This window comes from Isoptericola halotolerans (assembly GCF_045689585.1).
In the GTDB taxonomy this organism is placed as follows: Bacteria; Actinomycetota; Actinomycetes; order Actinomycetales; family Cellulomonadaceae; genus Isoptericola; species Isoptericola halotolerans_B.
Genome location: NZ_CP140108.1, coordinates 3,742,806 through 3,762,382, shown reverse-complemented (window position 1 = coordinate 3,762,382; position 19,577 = coordinate 3,742,806). Strand labels below are relative to the sequence as shown.

Genomic DNA, 19,577 nt, shown 5'->3' with positions numbered 1-19,577 from the left:
GTGCCTCGGCCCTCACCCTGCGCTGCACCTCCGGCTCAGTCGAGCCCGAGGGCCTTGCGCAGCCGTGCCACGTGTCCCGTCGCCTTGACGTTGTACTGGGCGAGCTCCACCGTGCCGTCGGGGCCGACCACCACGGTCGAGCGGATCACGCCGACGACGGTGCGGCCGTAGTTCTTCTTCTCGCCCCAGGCGCCGTACGCCTCGAGGACCTCGCGCTCGGGGTCCGAGGCGAGCGGGAACGTCAGGGCGTCCCGCTCGACGAACTCGGCGAGCTTGGCGGGCGCGTCGGGGGAGATGCCCACGACGGCGTAGCCCGCGCCCTGCAGGGCAGCGAGCGAGTCACGGAAGTCGCACGCCTCGGTGGTGCAGCCCGGTGTCATGGCGGCCGGGTAGAAGTAGACGACGACGCCGCGGTCCGCCTGAGCGCGCAACGTGGAGAGCGAGACGCTGCCGCCGTCGGCGGTGGTCAGCGTGAAGTCGGGGGCGGGGTCGCCGACGGCGAGACGGGGCACGGGACACTCCTCGGGCAGGTGGTGCGGGACGGGCCCGAGCCTAGCGTCCACCGGTCTCGCCGTCGGCTCGGTGCCGGCCCGGTGCCGGCTCGGGGTCGCCGCTCGCGTAGCGTAGTGCCCGTGAGTCCCGCAGCATCCAGCGCCACGTCCCCCGCCGGCACCACGCCCGGGCGGAGCGTCGAGCCGTTGCCCATCCGCATGCTCCACGACCGCGTGCTCGTGGACCCGGAGAGGGATCGTTCCGAGCGCCAGTCGTCGGCGGGGCTCGTCATCCCCGCCACGGCGACCGGACCCAAGCGGCTGACCTGGGCGACCGTGGTCGCCCAGGGCGAGCACGTGCGGCAGGTCTCGGTGGGCGACCGGGTGCTGTACGACCCCGAGGACCGTGCAGAGGTCGACCTGGGCGGCACCGACTACGTGCTGCTGCGCGAGCGGGACGTGCACGCCGTGGCCGAGCGGTCCGCCGACGCCGGGACCACCGGCCTGTACCTCTGAGCCCTGCCGCTCCGCGGGCTGGGGGCCGTCGACGACGGGCTGTCGTGCAGGTCACAGCCGCTGGACGCGGATCGAGGTTCCTGTCCCAGGTCCGGGCCTGGTAATGTTTCACACCGCTACGCGCCATTAGCTCAATGGGTAGAGCAGCTGACTCTTAATCAGCGGGTTCGGGGTTCGAGTCCCTGATGGCGCACCAGCGAGGATGTTCGGCCGGTCGATCGGCCGTCGTCCGCGCTTCGTCGCGCGCCATTAGCTCAATGGGTAGAGCAGCTGACTCTTAATCAGCGGGTTCGGGGTTCGAGTCCCTGATGGCGCACCACCGAGGCCCCGTCGCAGCAGCGACGGGGCCTCTTCGCGTCACGCGTTCCGCGCCGGTGGCTCGACGCTCAGCAGGTCGCCGGGCTGGCAGCCGAGGACGTCGCAGACGGCCGTCAGCGTCGAGAACCGGATCGCGCGGGCCCTGTTGTTCTTGAGCACGGAGAGGTTCGCCACCGTGACGCCGGCTTCCTGGGCGAGCTGGGCGAGCGTCATGCCGCGCTGCTCGAGGAGCGTGTCGAGGTGCGACACGACCCGGTGCGGGGCGGCGGGTTCTTCCGTGCGGTGCGTCCTGCTCACACGAGTCCCTGCAGGTCGGCGTGCATGCTGCTGCCGCGGCGCAGGACAGCGGCGACCACCCAGAGGGTCGCGGCGACGACGAGGGCGGTCACCGGGAGCTCGACGGCGCCGCTCGGCCCGCCGACGGCGGACGCGGGGGTCTGCAGGCCCAGCGTCGTGGGGTCCAGGGCGGTCAGGCGTCCCAGGGTCGTGAGCCCCGCCGCCACGACGCCGCCGACGAGCACGATCACGCCCGTGGCGGCCACCCGTCGCGGGTTGTCGCGGTGGAACGGGTCGCCCGCCTCGACCGAGCGGAGCATCCGACGCAGGAGCACACCGCACACGACGACGGTGGCGCACAGCACGGTGGCCGGCGCGAAGACGAGGAGCCGCTGCAGGAGGGTCGGTGCGGTGATCGTCAGAGTCGTCGTGGTCGGGCCACCGAGGAGCAGCGCACCGTCGCCGACGGCGGCCAGCGCGATGAGCGCCGTCAGCACCGCCGCGCGGGCAGACGTCCGCCGTCGGCCAGGGTGAGGGGCGTCGTCGGGGCCGTCGGACCGTATCGACAATCGATGTGCTTGCGTCATACCATCATGATAATCGATATGGCGGGGTGCGGTCCGTCACCCGACCCGAGTGAGGACTCCTTCCATGACCCCGTCGACGACCTGGGCGCCGGCCCGACCCCGTGCCGGCGCTGTCGCCACCTTCACGGTCGGCGTCGTGGCCTGCTTCGTCGCGCCGCCGCTGATCGTCGACGTCTTCAGCGACCACGGGCCCGGCGTGCTCGTCCTGCTCGCCGTGGGCCAGCTCGTGGGAGCCCTCCTGCTCGTCGGCTGGTGGCTGAGACGCCACCGGTTCGGGTGGCGGGCGGTGGGCGCCGACCGCACGAGGTGGCGTCGCGACGCGCTCCTCGGCGCCGCGACGGTCCCGCCTCGTGCCCTCCTCGAGTTCGGGGTGCTCGTCCCGCTGGCCGGAGGTGCCTCGAACGCGGAGGTCCAGGAGGTCCTGCGCAACGTCGGCACGAACGGCTGGTCGCGCTGGTGCTCGGCATGATCGGCGGCGGGATCGCTGAGGAGCTCTACTTCCGCGGGTTCCTCGTCGACGGCGTCCCCCGGGTCTTCCGCGACCGCCGTCGTGCCCGCCGCGTCGCCGTCGTCGTCTCCGTGGTGTTCTTCGCCGCGCTGCACCTGCCGGCCAACCTGTCCGACGCCGTCTCCATCCTCGTGGCCGCGCTGGTCTACACGGTGCTGTTCACGACGACGAACCGCCTCACGGCCCCGATGGTGGCGCACATGCTCTGGAACGCCACGGCGATCGTCGGCGTGCTGGCCCTGCACGGCTGAGCGGGCCACGGCCCGCGAGGGTTGCGCCCGTGCCGCGGGGGGGCACGATGGACGGATGATCTCCACCGACCTCGCCACCCGCCTGCGCGACGCGGGGCTCATCTGGAAGCCTGCGGACGGTGACCGGTTCCACATCGACGCCCCGGAGCTCGCGGCGGAGGTGTTCACGGTCTCCACCCTGACGATCGAGGCCCACCACTTCTCCACCGGCACGGTGCTCGGCTTCAACGGGACCACCGAGTGGGCGCTGGACTCCGTGGACATCGAGGACACCCTCTGGCTCCCGCGTGAGGACCAGCTGCGCTCGCTGCTCGGCAGCACCTTCCGTTCCCTGCGGCACGACGACGGCGGGTACGTCGTCGAGGTCGTCCTCCTCGACCAGCCGCGGACCTTCACCGCAGCGGAGGCAGCCGACGCCTACGGAGAGGCGCTGCTGGCCCTGGTGGAGCTGTCCGGAGACTGATCCCGTGCGCCGTACCCTGGTGCGGTGCCCGAGACACCATCGCGACCCGACGAGCTCCGACCGCCGACCGAGCGACGGGCCGGCGAGAACTTCTTCCGTCGCCCGCTCAGCTACGTGCGCCGCACCGAGCGTCTGACCGTCGGGCAGCAGCGCGCGTGGGACACCCGTCGCCTCCGGTACCTCGTCGACGTGCCGCGCGAGCACCGCGAGCTCTCCGTCGACCCCGGCTGGACCTTCGACGCCTTGGCCGAGTTCGGCCGGCAGGCCCCGCTCGTGCTGGAGATCGGGACGGGCCTGGGGGAGTGCATCGTCCACGCGGCGGCGACCCACCCGGAGCGCGACCACCTCGCGGTCGAGGTCTACACCCCCGGCGTCGCGCAGACGATCGTCCGTGCGGGGCACGCCGGGGCGGACCCCGCGGACGCCGGCGGCGCCCCCGGCCAGGAGCTCGCCAACCTGCGGATCATGCAGGTCGACGCCGCCGAGCTGCTGCGTCACGGCCTGCCCGAGTCGAGCCTGGACGAGCTGTGGGTGTTCTTCCCGGACCCGTGGCCCAAGCAGCGCCACCACAAGCGGCGCCTCGTCTCGCCGGAGCTCGCCGAGCTGGCCGCCCGCGTGCTGCGTCCCGGCGGCCGCTGGCGGCTGGCCACGGACTGGGCCCGGTACGGCGAGGTGATGCTGAAGGTCGGCGACGCCGCCGAAGGGTTCCGCAACGCCTACGGGCCGGGTGGGCGCGCGCCACGGTTCGAGGGGCGGGTCATGACGAGCTTCGAGCGCAAGGGCCTGAACGCCGGCCGGGAGATCACCGACCTGGAGTACGTCCGCGTCTGAGCGGCCCACCGTCCGCGCACGGACGGGCGCGGGGTCGCGACCGTCATCGAGAACGGCGATGCCGAGGCCTCCGAGGTGTGCCAGGGCGAGGTCGCCGAGAAGTGCGACGAGCAGGGCATCGAGTACTGAGCCGTCGGCCGACCGGGACCTCGCGCCGTGCCCACCGGTACGACGCGAGGCCCCGCCCATCCACAGGAGGGACCACGGTATGAGCGACGTGCCGATCATCGAGCTGCAGGACGTGCGCAAGAGCTTCGGACCGGTCAGCGTGCTGCAGGGCATCGACTTCCGGGCCTACCCCGGCAAGGTCACCGCGCTCGTCGGTGACAACGGAGCCGGAAAGTCCACGCTCATCAAGGGGCTGGCCGGCGTGCAGCCGTACGACAGCGGCACGGTCCTGTTCGACGGCCGGCGGGTCGAGCTGCAGGGCCCGCGTGACGCGGCCCGCCTCGGCATCGAGGTGCCTACCAGGACCTCGCGCTGTGCGACAACCTCGACATCGTGCAGAACATGTTCCTCGGCCGCGAGGAGATGTCCCACGGCACCCTCGACGAGGGGGTCATGGAGAAGGAGGCCTCGGACGCCCTGCGGTCCCTGTCGGTCCGCACCATGACGTCGGTGCGACAGAAGGTCGCCTCGCTCTCCGGAGGACAGCGGCAGACGGTCGCGATCGCCCGTGCCGTGCTGAAGAAGGCCCGGGTGGTGATCCTCGACGAGCCCACAGCGGCGCTCGGGGTGGCCCAGACCGCCCAGGTGCTCGCACTGGTCGAGCGGCTGGCGCAGCAGGGCGTCGCGGTCATCATCATCAGCCACAACCTCCAGGACGTGTTCGAGGTGGCCGACTACGTCGCCCCGCTCTACCTGGGCCACCTGGTGGCCGAGGTGCCGATCGCGGCGACGACCTACGACGACGTCGTCGGGTACATCACCGGGAGCAAGACCTACCAAGGAGCGGAGGCCTCGACATGACCGGCACCCAGACCACGGCGTCCGGCCCGGACGCCGTGCTGATCGGTTCCGGCGTCGAGGGCGGCATCCGTGACCAGGTCCGCGGCTGGTGGGACCGGGTACGCGGCGGAGAGATGGGCGCTCTGCCGGCGTCCGCCGGGATCGTCGTCCTCACCGTGCTGTTCACGTTCCTCAGCCCCTACTTCCTCACCGAGCGCAACTTCGCGAACCTGCTGACCCAGGCGGCCACGCTCGTCATGCTGGCGATGGCGCTCACCTTCGTGCTGCTCCTGGGGGAGATCGACCTGTCCGCCGGCGTGACGGCCGGCATGACGATGGCGCTGTTCGTCGTGCTCGACAACGTGTTCGGCATCGCCTGGCCGATCGCGCTGCTCGCCGCCTTCGGGGCGGGCCTGGCCACCGGGCTCGTCATCGGCTTCTTCGTGGCGCGGGTCGGTATCCCGTCCTTCGTCGTCACCCTCGGTCTGTCCCTGGGCTACCAGGGTCTCGCGCTGACCATCATCGGCGACGGTGGCCTGTACCGGCTCCAGGTCCCCGAGATCCTCGCGATCCAGAACTCGAACATGCCGGTCTGGGGCGGCTGGGTGATGCTCCTGGTCATCCTCGCGGTGGTGGCCGCGACCTCGGTCCTGGACCGTCGTCGTCGTGACCGGGCCGGGGTCCCGAACCGCACCGTCACGCTCGTGTGGGCCAAGCTCGCGGTGGTGCTCGCCGTGGGCGGCGCCGTCGTCGGCGTGCTCAGCCAGAACCGTTCGGCCTCTCCGGCGGCGGTCGTGGCAGGGGTTCCCGTGGTGGTGCCGATAGTGCTGACCATCCTGTGGCTCGGCACGTTCCTGCTGGACCGCACCCGGTTCGGGCGGTACGTCTACTCGGTGGGAGGCAACGCCGAGGCCTCCCGCCGCGCCGGGATCAACGTCCGGATGATCCGGTGGTCCGGGTTCGTGCTCTGCTCGACGCTCGCCGTAGTCTCCGGCCTGTTCTCGATCAGCAAGGTGGGCTCGATCGACGCCGCGTCCGGGCGCGAGATCGTGCTGTCGGGCGTCGCGGCAGCCGTCGTCGGCGGCGTGTCGCTCTTCGGGGGGCGGCCGACTGCTGCACGCCGCTGTCGGCGCGCTGGTCATCGCGATCATCACCAACGGCCTCGGGTTGCTCAATCTTCCGGCAGGCGTCAACTTCATGGTCACCGGCAGCGTGCTGGTCCTCGCGGCGACCGTCGACGCGGTCTCGAGGTCGCGGGCGTCGGGCACGGTGCGGCGGAACTGAGCTCCCGCCCCCTCCTGCGGGCGCCGGCCGGGGCGGTTCACCCGGGGTCGTCGAGGCCGCGCGCCCGCAGTGCTTCGCCGAGCGCGTCGGCCCGCCGCAGAGCCCCGACGACGAGCGGTACGGCGAGCGCCCGGACGTCGTGCTCGCGGCCGCGGGCGCGCTGGGCGTCACGCACACTACCGGCGAGGCTCGCCAGCACCGGGACGGAGCGCACCGCCAGCGCGAGCACCAGCGCGGCCCGCTCGGCGTCGACCCGTACCCGTCGCAGCGGACCCAGGGCACGCTCCAGGGCGCCGAGGATCGCCGAGGTCGGTGTCGTGAGCGTCACGAGCCCCGCCAGGGCGACCAGTGCCACGAGACGGGTGGTGAGCACGGTCGCGGCTGTCGGGCCGAGCGTGGCCCCCTGCACCGCGACCAGCACCGGCACGAACCAGCGCAGCGGACGCACCTGCGACCACAGCGCCCGCGGCCCCAGCCGGGCCGCGGCGTACAGCGCCAGCACGCCGAGGACGGCGACCCCGGACTCGGCCGGAGTCCGCACGGCGAGCAGCGCGAGGGAGCAGGCGCACAGCCCCAGCAGCTTGGTCCCGGCACCCAGCCGGTGCAGCGGGCTCATGCCATCAGCCGGCGGTAGGCCGGCACCGCGCGTGCGGGGACGTCGTCGACCACCACCCGTCCGCCGTCGACCACGAGGACGCGGTCGTAGCCGGCCACCAGGTCCAGGTCGTGCGTGACCAGCACCACGTGCTGGTCGAGGGCTGCCAGCCGGGCGGCGACGGCCCGGGTGTTGCGCAGGTCGAGCAGGGTCGTGGGTTCGTCCGCCACGACGAGGCGCGGGTCGGTCACCAGCACGCTCGTCAGCGCCAGGAGCTGCTTCTGGCCGCCGGAGAGCAGGTGGGCGGGGTGGTCGGCGTGCCCGGCGAGCCCGTGCCGCTCGAGCTCGGCGGCGACCCGGGCGGAGACCTGCGCGGGGGAGAGGCGTGCCCGGCGCAGCGAGTAGGCGACGTCCTCCGCGACGGTCGGCATGATGATCTGCGCGTCCGGGTCGGTGAAGACGAACCCCACGCGGCGGCGCACCTCGCGCCCGCGCCGACGCGTGTCGAGGCCGTCGACGAGCACCCGGCCCGAGGAGGGCAGCACGAGGCCGTTGAGCAGGCGGGCCAGGGTCGACTTGCCGGAGCCGTTCGCCCCGATGACCGCGACCCGGCGCTCGGTCAGGCGCAACGAGACGCCGTGCAGCACCTCGCGCTCGCCGTGGTGCACGTGCACGGCGTCGAGCACGACGTCGGTCATCGGACCACCTCCACGAGCAGGGCGACCCCGGTCCCGCCGGCCGCGGCCGCCGTCGCCAGCCCGACGGTGCCCGCGGGCGCACCCGCGGTCACGAGGCGCGTGAACAGCCGTACGACGGCGACCGCCCCGCTCGCGCCGAAGGGGTGCCCGAGGCCCAGCGTGCCACCGTCGGCGTTCCACCGGGGGTCGTCACCGACGCCCAGGTCGTCCGTGACGGCGATCGCCTGGGCGGCGAAGGCCTCCACCAGCTCGACCGCCGCGACCGCCTCGAGCGGGACGCCCGCTCGGGAGCACACGGCGCGCACGGCGGCGACCGGGCCGAGCATCGGCCACGCGGGGTCCACCCCGCACGTGGCGGCCGACCGGACGCGCAGCCCCGGGAGCGCGCCGCGCGCGTCCTCGCGCACGAGCACGACCGCGGCGGCCCCGTCGCCGGACGGCGCGGCAGAGGCAGCGGTCACCGTGCCGTCGGCCCCGAAGGCTCCGGGCAGGCGGTCCAGGACACGGGGGTCGAGAGGGCGCGCGTGCTCGTCGCGCGAGAGCCCGCCGACCCGCAGCGTCTCGGGCGCGAACCGGCCCGCGGAGTGTGCCGCCCGGACCCGGGCGTGCGAGCGGACCGCCCAGGCGTGCTGGCGCTCGCGGCCGATCCCGCGGGCGCGAGCGAGCCGGTCCGCGGCGAGCCCGGGGCCGGGGTCCGCCCACGGCGGCGGGGCGAACGACGCCCGCTCGTAGGCGAGGGGCCCGTGCGCGCGCGACGGCGCCCGCGACCCGCTCTCCACACCGCCGGCGAGCACGGTGCGCGCCTGCCCGGAGTCCACCAGCGCGGCACCGACGGCGACGGCGGCCAGCCCCGAGGCGCACTGCCGGTCAACGGTCACGCCCGGTGCGGCCAGCCCGGCGGCGAGAGCGGCGCGCCGGGCCACGTTGCCGCCGTGGCCGGCCGCGTTGCCGAGCACGACGTCGTCGACGGCGTCCGGCCCGGGTCCCGGCGCGGCGTCCCGCGCCGCGGCGGTCAGCGCCGCCGCGGCCAGCACCGTCTCGTCCACCGTGGCATGGCCGCGGCCGGCCACGGCGAGCCAGGTGCGTCGCGCCGCGACGATCACGCTCACCGCAGCACCGCCAGGTCGCCAGGGTCCGCCGACGGGTCGGTACCGGCGAGCCGGGCGGCGAGCACCGCCCTCGCCACCTTGCCGTCCGCGGTCCGCGGCAGCGTGTCCAGCCGGTACCAGCGGCGTGGACGCTGGGCGGGCGCGAGCGTGGCCCGCGCGACCCGCTCCAGGTGGACGCGCAAGCCGGGACGGTCGTCCGCCTCCACGACGGCGACGACCACGGCGCCGAGGCGCCGGTGCGGTGCCCCCGCCACGACGACGTCGCGCACGCCCGGTACGGGACGCAGCGCCGCCTCGACGTCCTCGGGCACGACGGTCGCCCCTGCGGTGAGGACCGCCCCGTCCCCGCGGCCGCGCAGCACCAGGGGACCGTCGGGCACGTCCGGCACCTCGGCGAGGTCGCCCACGGTGGCCCACGCCCCGTCGCGTCGCAGCGGTCCACGAGCCCCGGCGAGATACCCCGACGAGACCCACGGCGAGCGCACCCAGACCTCCCCGAGGCGGGTGCCCTCCTGCGGGCGCACCTCGACCTCCGCCTGCGGGAACGGGCGCAGGCCGCCACCGGTGTCGATCGCGACGAAGCTCAGCTCGACGGCTCCGTAGTACGCCACGACGTCGACGCCGTGGGCGGCGGCCCGCTCCCGCTGGACGGGGTCCAGACCGGCGCCGCCGACGACGGCGGTCCGTAGGCGTGAGGGCATGCGGGCGTCGAGCGCGTCGAGCACGTCGTCGAGACGGGAGGGGACCAGGTGGACGAGGTCGCTGGTGGCGAGCGCCGCGGTGGTCGCGGTGGTCCCGGGCGCGAGCTGCGCGCACGCGCCGACGGCCAGGGCGTGGACGGTGGCGAAGCAGTGCAACGAGCTGGCGAGCGGCCCGGTCACCGCCACGGTGTCGGTCGGTCGGGTGCCCGTCAGCTCGGTGACGTGCCCGAAGGACCGGGTCCACGACCCGCGGGTGCGTGCCACGGCGCGCGGTCGGCCCGTGCTGCCGGACGAGAACCCCGCCCAGGCCACGGCGTCGTCGTCGGGGGCCGGGCCCGTGTCGCCGACCGGCGCACCAGGGGCCGCGCGGGGCAGCGGCACGTGCACGACGACGGCGGGCGTCAGCGCGCGCAGCACCTCGGCGCGCTGGTGCACGGGCCAGGCGGGGTCGGCGACCAGGGCGGTGCCGCCCGCGAGGTCTACCGCGAGCAGCGCGACGACCGTGTCCATCGGGTCGTGCAGCAGCAGGGCCACCAGGTCGCCGGGGTGGGTACCCGTGGCGACCAGGTGCTGGGCGCCGGCTCGGGCGTCGGCGGCCAGGTCCGCATAGCTCCGCGTGCGGGCACCGCAGCGCAGCGCGGGCCGGGTCCCGCCGGGACCGGCCGCGTGGCGCAGGACGTGGTGGGCGACCGGCACCCTCAGCCCTCCCGGGAGTGGGGCACCGGGGTCCGGCGGCCTCGGGTTCGGTGGCCTGCGGTGCGGTGGTCCGGCGTGCGCCCGCGGAACGCCGCGGGATAGGCGCGCGCCACCGCGACGGTGATCGCGGCGCAGGCGAGCGCCTTGAGCAGGTCGCCCGGCAGGAAGGCGAGCGAGAGCCAGGCGGTCTGGGTCAGGGGGACGCCGGTGACGAGCGCCTGCACGGGCACGCCGCACGCGTAGACCACGCCGACACCTCCGACCAGCGCCGCGACGAGCACCCCGATGAACGAGACCCGGCGGAGCCGCTCGACCATCAGGCCCACGACGAACGCCCCCGCGACGAAGCCCACGAGGTAGCCGGCGGAGGGCCCGACGAAGACGCCGAGGCCCCCACGGCCCCCGGCGAGCAGCGGCAACCCGGCGGCGGCCAGCGCCAGCAGGGTGAGCACCGCCAGCGCGCCGCGCCGGGCGCCCAGCACGGCACCGGCGAGCATCACCCCGAGCGTCTGCAGGGTGATCGGTACGGCGTTGCCGAACAGGCTCAACGACCCCGGCATGCCCAGCACGGCGATCAGTGCGGCGAAGGTCGCGACGCGCGCGGCGTCGGCGGCGTCCAGGCCGCGGGAGACCCCGCGCTCCGCCGCACCGGTCGTGGCGGGCCCGGTCGGTCCGGTCGTCTCGGTCATCGGTGCTCCTGGGTCGTCGGTTGCGGACCGTCCGTGCCGGTCGGTGCAGCAACCACTCTGCTGGCCCGGGCCCCCGGGGGGCGCCGGGCACCGCGCCCACCGGTGCGGCGCCGTCGTGCACGAATCCCACAAGCGGTTGCGGGAACCACCAAACCGCCCCGGGCGGGGCTGGTGACACCGGCCATGGTGCCGACGCGGTGGCGGGTGCGGTCCAGGCACGACACGATGCCCGCATGGATCAGACGTACGACGTGATCGTCATCGGTGCCGGACCCGTCGGGGAGAACGCGGCGGGCCGGGCCTCCGCCACAGGGCTCTCGGTCGCCGTCGTGGAGGCGGAGCTCGTGGGCGGGGAGTGCTCCTACTGGGCCTGCATCCCCTCCAAGACGCTGCTCCGACCTGGTGCGGTGCGTGCGGCGGCCCGCGCGACGCCCGGCGTGGCCGACCCCGGACCGCTCGACACCGCGGCCGTCCTCGCCTGGCGGGACCGGATGACGGGCGAGGGGGACGACTCCGGCCAGGAGAAGTGGCTCGAGTCGGTCGGGGTCGCGCTGGTGCGCGGCCACGGTCGGCTGGTGGGGGAGCGCACGGTCGAGGTCACCCCGGGCCCCGGACCCGTGGACGACGGCGGCACCCACGTCCTGCACGCCCGGTGCGCCGTGGTGGTGGCCACCGGCAGCGCACCGGTGCTGCCGCCGGTGCCGGGTCTAGGTGCGGCCAACCCGTGGACGTCGCGCGAGGCCACGGCCGCCGAGGAGGTGCCCGAGTCGCTCGTGATCCTCGGCGGTGGTGTGGTCGGCTGCGAGATGGCGACCGCCTACGCCGACCTGGGTTCGCGGGTCACCCTCGTGGCGCGCAGCGGGCTACTGAGCGGGGCCGAGCGGTTCGCGGGCGACGCGGTGACCGACGCGCTGCGGGAGGCGCGGGTCGAGGTCCGGCTCGGTGCCGAGGTGGCCGAGGTGTCCCGTCCCGAGGTCGGCGGTCCGGTCACGGTGACGATCGAGGACGGTCGGGGGACGCAGCGGGTCACGGCCGCAGAGCTGCTGGTGGCCACCGGGCGGCGGCCCCGGACGGGCGACGCGGGCCTGGACAGCGTCGGACTGGCCACCGACGCGCCGCTGACCACGGACGACTCGATGGCCGTGGAGGGCGCCTCACGTGCCGCCGGCGGGCGGCCCTGGCTGTTCGCCTGCGGGGACGTCACCGGCCGCGTGGCGACGACGCACCAGGGCAAGTACGAGGGACGTGTCGCCGGAGACGTCGTCGCCACCCTGTACGGCCCGGACAACGGCGGTGCCGCGGTGCCGCCGCCGGGCGAGCGGGCCTGGACCCGGTACGCCGCGACGGCCGACCACGGCGCGCAGACCCAGGTGGTGTTCACCCGTCCGCAGGTCGCCTGGGTCGGGCCGACCGAGGCCGAGGCGCGCGCCGCGGGACTGCCCGTGCGCACGGTCGGGTACGACCTGTCGGCCGTCGCGGGTGCCGGTGTCACCTCCCCCGAGTACGGGGGTCGAGCGCAGGTGCTCGTCGACACCGAGCGGAAGATCCTCGTGGGCGCGACCTTCGTGGGGCCCGACGCGGGCGAGATGCTGCACGCCGCCACGATCGCCGTCGTCGGCGAGGTGCCGCTCGACCGTCTGTGGCACGCCGTGCCCGTCTTCCCGACCGTCTCGGAGGTGTGGCTGCGCTTCCTGGAGGAGTTCGGGCTCTGACGCCCACCGGATAGGGTCGTGGCCGTGACCACGACGACGAAGCGAGTCGGACTCGCCACCTGCTCCGTCCTGCCCGACCTCGAGGCGGACGACCGCGCCCTCGTCCCCGCCCTCGCCGCCCGCGGGGTCACCGCGGAGCCGGTGGTGTGGGACGACCCCGACGTCGACTGGTCGGGCTACGACCTCGTCGTCGTGCGCTCGACCTACGACTACTCACCGCGGCGTGACGAGTTCGTCGAGTGGGCGCGTTCCGTGCCCCGCCTGGCCAACACCGCCGACGTCATCGCGTGGAACACCGACAAGACGTACCTGCAGGCGCTCGACGACGCCGGCGTGCCCGTCATCCCCACCATCTGGCTGGACCCCGAACGGCACCTGTCCAAGCGAGCGATCCACACGCGCATGCCCGCCTTCGGCGACTTCGTCGTCAAGCCGGTCGTCTCGGCCGGGGCCAAGGACACGGGGCGGTACCAGCCGGTCAGCTCCGCGTCCCGGGCGCTCGCGATCCAGCACGCCAAGGCGTTGCTCGACGACGGTCGCGCCGTGATGATCCAGCCCTACGTGACCAGCGTGGACACCCAGGGCGAGACCTGCCTGGTCTTCGTCGAGGGTGAGATCCGGCACTCCGTGCGCAAGAACGCCCTGCTGACCGGCCCGAGCCGGCCCACCCAGGGGCTCTACGCCCGCGAGAAGATGCGCCCCGTCGAGGCGACCGACGCCGAGATCGAGGTCGCCCGGCGCGCGCTCGCCGTCGCCCACGAGAAGCTCGGCGTGAGCGCACCGTTCCTCTACGCGCGCGTCGACCTGGTGGGCGGCGAGGAGTCCCCGACGGTCATCGAGCTCGAGCTCACCGAGCCGTCGCTGTGGCTCAAGCACGACGGCGGCGCGGGGACCGCCGGGGCGCTCGCAGACGCCATCGTCGGCCGGCTGGGCTGACGGTTCGGTCAGGGTCGGGCCCTTCTCGGCGCGGTCGCGCTCACGGGCGCTGCGCGCCCTCCGCTTCCGGTCTGACGACCGCGCCGAGAAGGGCCCGGCCCTGACCTGGTGTCCTTCCGACCGGAGGTCAGCCCAGGTCGTTCTCCGCGAGCCAGTCAGCGGCGATGTCCTCGCTGGAGCGCTCCTCCTCGGTGGACTGGACGTTGAGGTCGACCAGTCCCTCGGGGGTGAGCGCGGCGCTGACCGGGTCGATGGCGGCGGAGACCTCGTCGGCCACGTCCGCGCTGACCAGGGGGACGACGTTGGAGGCGAGGAACAGGCCCTCGGGGTCCTCCAGCGTGACCAGACCCTCGGTCTGGATGCGCGGGTCGGCGCTGAACACGTTGGCCACGTTGACGGTGCCGGCCACGAGGTCCTGGACCGTCGTGTCGCCGGTGGCCTCGAACGACACGTCGACGCCGTAGACGTCCGCGAGGCCCTGCGGGCCGTACGGGCGCTCCTCGAGCTCGGCGGGGCCGCCCACGACGATCTCCTCCTCGACGTCGGCGAGATCACCGATCGACGTCAGGTCGTTGGCCTCGGCGAAGTCGGCCGTGACGTTGTAGGAGTCCTGGTCGGTCGCGGCCGACTGGTCGAGGACCGCCAGGCCGTCCGGCAGAGCCTCCTGGAGCGCGACGTAGACGTCGTCGGTCGAGGTCGCGGTGGTCTCCGGGTCGAAGAACTGCAGCAGGTTGCCCGTGTACTCGGGAAAGACCTGCACCTCGCCGTTCTCGAGGGCCGGCATGTAGGCGTCGCGCTGGCCGATCGAGAAGTTCCGTTCGACGGTGAACCCGTCGGCCTCGAGGGCCTGGGCGTAGATCTCCGCGATGATCTCGTTGGAGTAGTAGGCCTGGGAGCCGACGACGATCGTGTCGGACTCCATGGCCTGCTCGCCCGTGTCCTGCTCCAGCGGGTCGGAGTCGCCGCCGCAGGCGGTCAGCGTCAGCAGGGCCGCGGCGGCTCCGGCGACGAGGGCGGTGGTGCGTCGGGTGGTGCGCATGGTCTGCCTTTCGTGGGCTGTCGGACGTACGGACGTGCGGTCAGTTCTCGCTGGTGCGCCGGGTGGAGACCCCGGCCGGGACCACGACCCGCTCGAGGACGGCGAACAGGACGTCCAGGACGACGGCGAGCGCGACGATGACGAGCGCCGCCCCGAGGATCTGCGCGAAGTCGCGGATCTGGATGCCCTGGACGATGTAGAACCCCAGGCCCCAGCTGCCGACGTAGCCGGCGAGCGTGACGGTGGCGACCACCTGGAGGGTGGCCGACCGCAGGCCGCCGATGAGCAGCGGCAGGCCGAGCGGGACCTCGACCTTGCGCAGCACCTGCGTCGGGGTCATCCCCACCGAGCGGGCGCCGTCGACCACCCGCCGGTCCACCGCCTCGACGCCCGCGTAGGCGCCGGCGAGGATGGGCGGGATCGCCAGCAGGACGAACGCCGTGATCGACGCCCCGACCTTGTGGGTGACGCCCAGGACGAGGACGAGCAGCAGCACGAGCCCGAAGGAGGGCACCGCGCGCGCGGCGCCGGACAGCGCGACCGCCACCTCGCGCCCGCGGCCCGTGTGACCGATGAGCCACCCGAGGGGCACGGCGATCACGGCGGCGATCAGCACCGAGACGGCGGTGAACGCCAGGTGGGTCCCGACCGCCTCGGACAGCGGCAACGAGCCGGTCTGCCGGTCCGGGGAGAAGATCCAGGCGAAGGCCTCGGCGAAGAGGTCCATCACGCCCCCTTCCTCGTCCACGGCATGAGCGCACGGCCGAGCAGGACCAGCAGCCAGTCGACCAGCAGGGCGATGACCACGACGGCGACCACGCCCGCGAGGATCTCCGGGACGATCTGGCGCTGGTAGCCGTTCGTGAACAGGTAGCCCAGGTTGTCGATGCCGATGAGGATGCCGACGGTCGCCAGCGAGATGGTGGACACCGCGGTGACGCGCAGGCCGGCGAGCACGACGGGGCCCGCCAGCGGCAGGTCCACCTGCCAGAACCGGCGCCAGGGCCCGTACCCGACGGCGACGGCCGCCTGGCGCACCGAGGGTTCGACCGAGCCGAGGGCGTCGGCGACGAACCGGGTCATGATCGCCACGGCGTAGATCGTCAGGGCGATGACGAGGTTGACCTCGCTGAGGAAGCTGATGCCCAGCAGCGGCGGCAGGAGGGCGAACAGGGCGAGCGAGGGGATGGTGTAGAGCAGCCCGACGAGGGTCAGCAGGAGCCCCCGCGTCAGGCGGAACCGGAAGGCGACCCAGCCGGCGGGGATCGAGAGCAGTAATCCCAGCAGGATGGGCAGCGCGCTCTGCCGCAGGTGTTCCACGGTGAGCCGTCCGACGAGGTCGAGGTTGTCGGCCACCCAGGTCATGCAGCGCCCCGCCCGTCCCCCTCGACGAGGACACCCTGCGTGCGACCGACGCCGTCGACGAGCACGGTGCCGCGGTCGGTCTGCTTGGTGTGCAGCGCCCGGGCGCCGCGCTCGGCACCGATGAAACTGGCGACGAAGTCGCTCGCGGGATTCTCGATGATCTCGCTCGGCGAGCCGATCTGGGCGACCTGGGCGCCCTTCTCCAGGATGACGACCTGGTCGCCGAGGAGGAACGCCTCGTCGATGTCGTGGGTGACGAACACGACGGTCTTGTGGAGCTCCTGCTGCAGACGCAGCGTCTCGGTCTGCAGCTCGGCGCGCACGATCGGGTCGACGGCGCCGAACGGCTCGTCCATGAGCAGGATGTTCGGGTCGGCCGCCAGCGCCCGGGCGACCCCGACACGCTGCTGCTGCCCGCCGGAGAGCTGGCTGGGGTAGCGCTCGGCGAGGGCTCGGTCGAGGCCGACGACGTCCAGCACCTCGGCGGCGCGGTCGCGCGCCTCGCGCTTCGGCACGCCCTCCAGCCGCAGCACCGTGGTGACGTTGTCGATCACGCGGTGGTGGGGCAGGAGGCCGCCGTTCTGCAGCACGTACCCGATGCTGCGCCGCAGCCGGACGGCGTCCCGGTCGAGGACCGACTCGCCGTCGATCTCGATGGTCCCGGCCGTCGGCTCCACCATCCGGTTGATCATCCGCAGCAGGGTCGTCTTCCCGCAGCCGGAGGAGCCGACCAGGACCGTCGTCGTGTGCGGAGGCACGACGAGGTCGAAGTCCGCGACGGCGTGGGTGCCGTCGGGGTACGTCTTGGTCACCGAGCGGAACTCGATCATGGGGGTGGCCCTCCCGAGGGTCGGCGGGTTCCGACGTCCTACCCGACCACATTCGCGCGCAGCGCGCGAGAGAACCCGCCGGTGCGGTGAGAGATCCGGCGCCCCGGACCACCGCGACGGCGCGTGCCCGTCCGGCAACGAGAACGAGGCCCGGAGCACGTCCAGGAGTGATCCTGGCGTGTTCCGGGCCTCGTGCGGTGGGGTGGCTAACCGGGCTTGAACCGGCGACCTCCTGGACCACAACCAGGCGCTCTACCGACTGAGCTATAGCCACCATGGCTTCGACAGACGAGTGACAACGAGTGCCTCAGCCGTCGAAAAGTGTACATGCTCCGCCGGGCGATCAGGACATCGCGGGACGGTTCGTGACCGAGGTCTCCTCGATCCGCGCGGCGACGGCGCGGGCGGTCTTCGTGTCCGGCCCCGGCTGCGGGACGAACAGCGCCTCGCGGTAGTACCGCAGCTCGTCGATCGACTCCAGGATGTCGACCAGCGCCCGGTGGCCGCCGTTCTTCTTCGGCGAGGCGAAGTAGACGCGCGGGTACCACCGCCGGGCCAGCTCCTTGATCGAGGAGACGTCGACGATCCGGTAGTGCAGGTGCCCGACGAGCTCGGGCATGTCCCGGTCGAGGAACATCTTGTCGGTGCCCACGGAGTTGCCCGCCAGCGGTGCCTTGCCGATCTCGGGGACGTGCTCGCGGACGTAGGCGAGCACCTGCGCCTCCGCATCGGCCAGCGTGGTCCCGCCGTCGAGCTCGGTGAGCAGCCCGGAGGTGGTGTGCATCTGGCGGACGAAGTCGTTCATCTGCTCGAGGGCCTCGGCGGGCGGGCGCACGACGACGTCGACCCCCTCGCCCAGGACGTTCAGCTCGGAGTCGGTGACGACGGCGGCCACCTCGACGAGCGCGTCCGCGCGCAGGTCGAGGCCGGTCATCTCGCAGTCGATCCAGACGATGCGGTCGTTCGGGTTGCTCGGGCTCACAGGTGCCAGCCTACGTTCCGACGCCGACGGTCCGGGACGGGGCACGACGCCGAGCGGACGCGGAGAGCCCCGGCGGTCTCGACGCTGTGGTCGTGACGGCCGGGGCTCTCGGCGTCGTGCGGACGGGCGGTCATGCGGCTCGCCATCCCCGGGCGGGGGCGGCGACGAGCCGGAGGCGGAGCCGGGACGTCCGGCGCTTCCGCCGGCCCCGGGGAGACGCCGGCTGGGCCTCGCGCTGCCGACGCATCTGTCGGGCACGCTCGGCCTCGGCGAGGCGCTCGTGGTGGATGGCGCGCGCGACGGCGTGCGCTTCGATCGGGTGCATGGTGCGTGGTTCCTTCGTGACGTGGGTTCGTCGGTCCGGGCCAGGGACCACCCGACCGCCCGGCATCTGGCCGGACGGGCGTCACCGCGGTGTTGTTCCGAGCATGCACCGTGCCCGTGGTGGATGCACGGCTTTTTCGCTGGTAGCAGCCTCGCGCCGGTCGTGCTCCCGTATCGTGCGCCAGGTGCCCGCACCCGTGCCCGCGCCCGTCGCCGCGCTCCGTACCGCGCAGTTCAGGACCCTGACCGCCGGCTGGGCGCTGACGAACTTCGGCGACTCGGTGCTCGTCCTGATCCTGGCGGTGTGGGTCACCGACCTCACCGGCAGCGCGGCGCTCGGTGGTGCCACCTTCGCGGCGCTCGGCGTCCCGGCGCTGGCGGCGCCGTTCCTCGGGCGCCTCACCGACCGCGTGTCCCGCCGTCGGATGCTGGTGTGGACCTACGCGGCCGGGGCGCTGGTGCTCGTCCCGCTGCTCGCCGTCTCGCGCGCGGAGCACGTCTGGGTCGTCTACGTCGTCACCGTCCTCTACGCGACCGTCGCCTACGTGACGGCCGCCTGCCAGTCCGGCCTGCTCAAGGACCTGCTGCCCGACGAGGCCCTGGGCCACGCCAACGGGCGGCTGGCCGCCATCGACCAGGTGTTCCGGATCGCGATGCCCGTGCTCGGCGCAGCCGTGTACGCGTGGATCGGCCCGGCACCGCTGGTGGTCGCGGCGATCGTCGCGTTCGTCGCGTCGGCCGCCGTCTTCGCCGTCGTGCGCATCACGGAGTCCCGGCCCGACGGCGAGACCGCGGAGGGGTTCTGGGCCGAGGCCACCGAGGGGTTCCGCTTCCTGTTCTCCACACCGCCGCTCGGGGGCATGACCACGGCGATCCTCTGGGCGATGGCGGCTGTCGGCCTCGTCAACGCGGTGGCCTTCGCGATCCTGGAGCACCTGGGCCTCGACGCGGCGCTGCTGGGTCCGTTGACGGCCCTGCAAGGCGTCGCCGGGCTGGCGGCCGGGCTCGTCGTCGGGCGCCTCATGCTGAGGTTCGGCCGGGTGCGGGTGTTCGCCCTCGGGCTCGTCGGCCTCGCGCTCGGGCTGGTCCCGCTCGGCGGCTCGTGGATCGTCCCGGCCGTCCTCGGCATGGGGATCGTGGGCTTCACCGTCACCAGCGCCGTGGTCGCCTACGTCACCGAGCGCCAGGTGCTCACGCCGGCCCGCATGCAGGGCCGCGTCGGCGCCGCCAGCCACGTGGTGCTCAACCTGCCCGGCGTGCTGGTGACGCTGGCCGGTGCGGCCGCGCTCGCCGTCCTCGACCACCGGGTCCTCGTGGCCGTCAACGTCGCCGTGTGCCTGGTGTGCGGCCTGGTCGCGCTGCGGATGCGCACCCCGGCCCCCGGCGCGGACTGACGACGTGGGCCCCGGCGACGGCATCCCTCGCCAG

The 19,577-nt window shown here is 73.8% G+C and carries 24 protein-coding genes, 3 tRNA genes and 1 pseudogene; 13 read left to right on the top strand and 15 right to left on the bottom strand.

Going from position 1 to position 19,577, the window contains the following annotated elements:
* Nucleotides 1-35 precede the first annotated feature (35 nt).
* Entirely contained in the window at nt 36-512 is a 477-nt protein-coding gene (locus UQW22_RS17715) for a peroxiredoxin (protein WP_407318489.1), read from the bottom strand.
* Between the two features lie 198 nt (nt 513-710).
* On the opposite strand from UQW22_RS17715, the gene UQW22_RS17710 reads away from it, so the two are divergent.
* The 3 genes from UQW22_RS17710 (at nt 711) to UQW22_RS17700 (ending at nt 1,326) form a co-directional block, all read left to right on the top strand.
* A complete protein-coding gene (locus UQW22_RS17710; RefSeq protein ID WP_407320853.1) occupies nt 711-1,007 on the top strand; it encodes a GroES family chaperonin in 297 nt (98 codons plus the stop codon).
* Nucleotides 1,008-1,127: 120 nt separating this feature from the next.
* Nucleotides 1,128-1,203 (top strand) — tRNA-Lys (locus UQW22_RS17705).
* A gap of 47 nt (nt 1,204-1,250) precedes the next feature.
* Nucleotides 1,251-1,326 (top strand) — tRNA-Lys (locus UQW22_RS17700).
* Nucleotides 1,327-1,364: 38 nt separating this feature from the next.
* Here the strand turns inward: UQW22_RS17700 and UQW22_RS17695 are convergent.
* Complete coding sequence (locus tag UQW22_RS17695; protein ID WP_407318487.1) at nt 1,365-1,622, bottom strand: helix-turn-helix domain-containing protein; 258 nt, start codon at nt 1,620-1,622, stop codon at nt 1,365-1,367.
* Nucleotides 1,619-2,188, bottom strand: a complete 570-nt coding sequence (locus UQW22_RS17690; RefSeq protein WP_407318485.1) for a DUF2975 domain-containing protein — start codon at nt 2,186-2,188, stop codon at nt 1,619-1,621. The genes UQW22_RS17695 and UQW22_RS17690 overlap by 4 nt, the downstream gene beginning before the upstream one ends.
* Nucleotides 2,189-2,252: 64 nt before the next feature.
* Between UQW22_RS17690 and UQW22_RS17685 the strand changes: the two genes are divergently transcribed.
* The 7 genes and pseudogenes from UQW22_RS17685 to UQW22_RS17655 all read left to right on the top strand — a co-directional run.
* On the top strand, nt 2,253-2,657 hold the full coding sequence (locus tag UQW22_RS17685; protein WP_407318484.1) for a hypothetical protein: 405 nt from the start codon (nt 2,253-2,255) through the stop codon (nt 2,655-2,657).
* Nucleotides 2,654-2,947: a CPBP family intramembrane glutamic endopeptidase gene (locus UQW22_RS17680; RefSeq protein WP_407320852.1), complete on the top strand. Its 294-nt coding sequence runs from the start codon at nt 2,654-2,656 to the stop codon at nt 2,945-2,947. Before UQW22_RS17685 ends, UQW22_RS17680 begins: the two co-directional genes overlap by 4 nt.
* A 55-nt stretch (nt 2,948-3,002) precedes the next feature.
* On the top strand, nt 3,003-3,410 hold the full coding sequence (locus UQW22_RS17675) for a pilus assembly protein CpaE (protein WP_407318483.1): 408 nt from the start codon (nt 3,003-3,005) through the stop codon (nt 3,408-3,410).
* A gap of 24 nt (nt 3,411-3,434) precedes the next feature.
* Entirely contained in the window at nt 3,435-4,241 is an 807-nt protein-coding gene (trmB, locus tag UQW22_RS17670; RefSeq protein WP_407318482.1) for a tRNA (guanosine(46)-N7)-methyltransferase TrmB, read from the top strand.
* Between the two features lie 58 nt (nt 4,242-4,299).
* Nucleotides 4,300-4,854 (top strand): ATP-binding cassette domain-containing protein, encoded by a 555-nt coding sequence (locus UQW22_RS17665; RefSeq protein WP_407318481.1) that lies wholly within the window; start codon nt 4,300-4,302, stop codon nt 4,852-4,854.
* On the top strand, nt 4,752-5,210 hold the full coding sequence (locus tag UQW22_RS17660; RefSeq protein ID WP_407318480.1) for an ATP-binding cassette domain-containing protein: 459 nt from the start codon (nt 4,752-4,754) through the stop codon (nt 5,208-5,210). The genes UQW22_RS17665 and UQW22_RS17660 overlap by 103 nt, the downstream gene beginning before the upstream one ends.
* Nucleotides 5,207-6,229, top strand: a pseudogene (locus tag UQW22_RS17655) (ABC transporter permease subunit); the annotation flags it as partial. The gene UQW22_RS17660 and the pseudogene UQW22_RS17655, both read left to right, overlap by 4 nt.
* A 281-nt stretch (nt 6,230-6,510) precedes the next feature.
* On the opposite strand, the gene UQW22_RS17650 reads toward UQW22_RS17655, so the two are convergent.
* The 5 genes from UQW22_RS17650 to UQW22_RS17630 are packed head-to-tail and all read right to left on the bottom strand — an operon-like array spanning nt 6,511 to nt 10,961.
* Entirely contained in the window at nt 6,511-7,089 is a 579-nt protein-coding gene (locus UQW22_RS17650; RefSeq protein ID WP_407318479.1) for an energy-coupling factor transporter transmembrane component T family protein, read from the bottom strand.
* A complete protein-coding gene (locus UQW22_RS17645) occupies nt 7,086-7,766 on the bottom strand; it encodes an energy-coupling factor ABC transporter ATP-binding protein (protein WP_407318478.1) in 681 nt (226 codons plus the stop codon). Before UQW22_RS17645 ends, UQW22_RS17650 begins: the two co-directional genes overlap by 4 nt.
* Complete coding sequence (locus UQW22_RS17640; RefSeq protein WP_407318477.1) at nt 7,763-8,875, bottom strand: acetyl-CoA C-acyltransferase; 1,113 nt, start codon at nt 8,873-8,875, stop codon at nt 7,763-7,765. The genes UQW22_RS17645 and UQW22_RS17640 overlap by 4 nt, the downstream gene beginning before the upstream one ends.
* Complete coding sequence (locus UQW22_RS17635; protein WP_407318476.1) at nt 8,872-10,272, bottom strand: class I adenylate-forming enzyme family protein; 1,401 nt, start codon at nt 10,270-10,272, stop codon at nt 8,872-8,874. The genes UQW22_RS17640 and UQW22_RS17635 overlap by 4 nt, the downstream gene beginning before the upstream one ends.
* Nucleotides 10,273-10,274: 2 nt before the next feature.
* Nucleotides 10,275-10,961, bottom strand: coding sequence for a biotin transporter BioY (locus UQW22_RS17630; protein ID WP_407318475.1), 687 nt, complete (start codon nt 10,959-10,961; stop codon nt 10,275-10,277).
* Between the two features lie 233 nt (nt 10,962-11,194).
* On the opposite strand from UQW22_RS17630, the gene UQW22_RS17625 reads away from it, so the two are divergent.
* A complete protein-coding gene (locus UQW22_RS17625) occupies nt 11,195-12,673 on the top strand; it encodes a dihydrolipoyl dehydrogenase family protein (protein WP_407318474.1) in 1,479 nt (492 codons plus the stop codon).
* Between the two features lie 24 nt (nt 12,674-12,697).
* Nucleotides 12,698-13,609: a RimK family alpha-L-glutamate ligase gene (locus UQW22_RS17620; protein ID WP_407318472.1), complete on the top strand. Its 912-nt coding sequence runs from the start codon at nt 12,698-12,700 to the stop codon at nt 13,607-13,609.
* Nucleotides 13,610-13,736: 127 nt separating this feature from the next.
* Here the strand turns inward: UQW22_RS17620 and UQW22_RS17615 are convergent, their stop codons facing one another.
* The 7 genes from UQW22_RS17615 to UQW22_RS17585 all read right to left on the bottom strand — a co-directional run bounded on the left by UQW22_RS17615 (nt 13,737) and on the right by UQW22_RS17585 (nt 18,150).
* Nucleotides 13,737-14,648 carry an ABC transporter substrate-binding protein gene (locus UQW22_RS17615; protein ID WP_407318471.1) on the bottom strand — a complete coding sequence of 304 codons (912 nt, stop codon included), beginning with the start codon at nt 14,646-14,648 and terminating at the stop codon, nt 13,737-13,739.
* 40 nt (nt 14,649-14,688) lie between these two features.
* The gene (locus UQW22_RS17610) at nt 14,689-15,375 is read right to left on the bottom strand and encodes an ABC transporter permease (protein WP_407320851.1); all 687 of its coding nucleotides are present in this window, start codon (nt 15,373-15,375) and stop codon (nt 14,689-14,691) included.
* Nucleotides 15,375-16,013, bottom strand: a complete 639-nt coding sequence (locus UQW22_RS17605) for an ABC transporter permease (protein WP_407318470.1) — start codon at nt 16,011-16,013, stop codon at nt 15,375-15,377. The genes UQW22_RS17610 and UQW22_RS17605 overlap by 1 nt, the downstream gene beginning before the upstream one ends.
* Nucleotides 16,010-16,843 carry an ABC transporter ATP-binding protein gene (locus UQW22_RS17600; RefSeq protein WP_407318469.1) on the bottom strand — a complete coding sequence of 278 codons (834 nt, stop codon included), beginning with the start codon at nt 16,841-16,843 and terminating at the stop codon, nt 16,010-16,012. The genes UQW22_RS17605 and UQW22_RS17600 overlap by 4 nt, the downstream gene beginning before the upstream one ends.
* A 198-nt stretch (nt 16,844-17,041) precedes the next feature.
* Nucleotides 17,042-17,117 (bottom strand) — tRNA-His (locus tag UQW22_RS17595).
* 69 nt (nt 17,118-17,186) lie between these two features.
* Nucleotides 17,187-17,825, bottom strand: coding sequence for an oligoribonuclease (gene orn / locus UQW22_RS17590; protein ID WP_407318467.1), 639 nt, complete (start codon nt 17,823-17,825; stop codon nt 17,187-17,189).
* 130 nt (nt 17,826-17,955) lie between these two features.
* Entirely contained in the window at nt 17,956-18,150 is a 195-nt protein-coding gene (locus tag UQW22_RS17585; RefSeq protein WP_407318466.1) for a hypothetical protein, read from the bottom strand.
* 184 nt (nt 18,151-18,334) lie between these two features.
* On the opposite strand from UQW22_RS17585, the gene UQW22_RS17580 reads away from it, so the two are divergent.
* Complete coding sequence (locus UQW22_RS17580) at nt 18,335-19,543, top strand: MFS transporter (protein ID WP_407318465.1); 1,209 nt, start codon at nt 18,335-18,337, stop codon at nt 19,541-19,543.
* The last annotated feature ends 34 nt before the right edge of the window (nt 19,544-19,577 follow it).

Excerpts from the sequence above, each read along its gene's own strand:
- UQW22_RS17615 (WP_407318471.1), bottom strand. The coding sequence starts at position 14,648 with ATGCGCACCACCCGACGCACCACCGCCCTCGTCGCCGGAGCCGCCGCG.
- UQW22_RS17650 (WP_407318479.1), bottom strand. The coding sequence starts at position 7,089 with ATGAGCCCGCTGCACCGGCTGGGTGCCGGGACCAAGCTGCTGGGGCTG.
- UQW22_RS17585 (WP_407318466.1), bottom strand. The coding sequence starts at position 18,150 with ATGCACCCGATCGAAGCGCACGCCGTCGCGCGCGCCATCCACCACGAG.
- UQW22_RS17645 (WP_407318478.1), bottom strand. The coding sequence starts at position 7,766 with ATGACCGACGTCGTGCTCGACGCCGTGCACGTGCACCACGGCGAGCGC.
- UQW22_RS17710 (WP_407320853.1), top strand. The coding sequence starts at position 711 with ATGCTCCACGACCGCGTGCTCGTGGACCCGGAGAGGGATCGTTCCGAG.
- UQW22_RS17690 (WP_407318485.1), bottom strand. The coding sequence starts at position 2,188 with ATGACGCAAGCACATCGATTGTCGATACGGTCCGACGGCCCCGACGAC.
- UQW22_RS17660 (WP_407318480.1), top strand. The coding sequence starts at position 4,752 with ATGTTCCTCGGCCGCGAGGAGATGTCCCACGGCACCCTCGACGAGGGG.
- UQW22_RS17665 (WP_407318481.1), top strand. The coding sequence starts at position 4,300 with ATGCCGAGGCCTCCGAGGTGTGCCAGGGCGAGGTCGCCGAGAAGTGCG.
- UQW22_RS17605 (WP_407318470.1), bottom strand. The coding sequence starts at position 16,013 with ATGACCTGGGTGGCCGACAACCTCGACCTCGTCGGACGGCTCACCGTG.
- UQW22_RS17610 (WP_407320851.1), bottom strand. The coding sequence starts at position 15,375 with ATGGACCTCTTCGCCGAGGCCTTCGCCTGGATCTTCTCCCCGGACCGG.
- UQW22_RS17675 (WP_407318483.1), top strand. The coding sequence starts at position 3,003 with ATGATCTCCACCGACCTCGCCACCCGCCTGCGCGACGCGGGGCTCATC.
- UQW22_RS17685 (WP_407318484.1), top strand. The coding sequence starts at position 2,253 with ATGACCCCGTCGACGACCTGGGCGCCGGCCCGACCCCGTGCCGGCGCT.
- UQW22_RS17625 (WP_407318474.1), top strand. The coding sequence starts at position 11,195 with ATGGATCAGACGTACGACGTGATCGTCATCGGTGCCGGACCCGTCGGG.
- UQW22_RS17630 (WP_407318475.1), bottom strand. The coding sequence starts at position 10,961 with ATGACCGAGACGACCGGACCGACCGGGCCCGCCACGACCGGTGCGGCG.
- UQW22_RS17600 (WP_407318469.1), bottom strand. The coding sequence starts at position 16,843 with ATGATCGAGTTCCGCTCGGTGACCAAGACGTACCCCGACGGCACCCAC.
- UQW22_RS17680 (WP_407320852.1), top strand. The coding sequence starts at position 2,654 with ATGATCGGCGGCGGGATCGCTGAGGAGCTCTACTTCCGCGGGTTCCTC.